General features: G+C 56.3%; 1 pseudogene. It reads left to right on the plus strand.

Annotated features, from left to right (window positions below):
* Window positions 1-44: 44 nt before the first annotated feature.
* Window positions 45-618: pseudogene (locus H7848_RS19265) on the plus strand (IS5 family transposase); the annotation flags it as partial.

Raw genomic sequence — 618 nt, forward strand, 5'->3', positions numbered from 1 at the left:
TCGGGAAAACGATCCCCCGGATCGTTTTCTGATCCTCCTCAGTCCCGAAGTCCCACGGCAAACCTCGCGTCGATGATAAGCGTGCGTTGAGTGGGATTATCTTCATCAATCGCAATGGCTTACGCTGGCGCGATGCGCCCAAGGAATACGGTCCGCACAAGACGCTCTATAACCGCTGGAAGCGCTGGAGTGATAAGGGCATCTTCGCACAGATGATGATGGGATTGGCGGCCGATCATGGCGAGGAGAAAACCGTGATGATTGACGCCACTTACCTCAAAGCGCACCGTACGGCCAGTTTGGTCGTCAAAAAGGGGGGCGTGGCCGTCTGATTGGCCGCACCAAGGGTGGTATGAACACGAAGCTGCACGCCATCTGCGACAGATGAGCCATGTCGTGCCATTGGTCCGAGAGACAATGGCGAATGCCGACCATTGAACCTGTTTGTGACCGCAGGACAGGTCAGCGACTACATCGGCGCACGGGCATTGCTCAGCAGCCTGCCGCAGGTCGATTGGCTACTGGGTGATCGTGGTTACGACGCCGACTGGTTCAGAGAAGCATTGAAAGACAAAGGAATACGCGCATGTATCCCCGGCCGAAAGCAGCGGAAGAAAA

The organism is Pseudaestuariivita rosea (genome assembly GCF_017592335.1).
GTDB classification, from domain to species: domain Bacteria; phylum Pseudomonadota; class Alphaproteobacteria; order Rhodobacterales; family Rhodobacteraceae; genus Parasulfitobacter; species Parasulfitobacter rosea.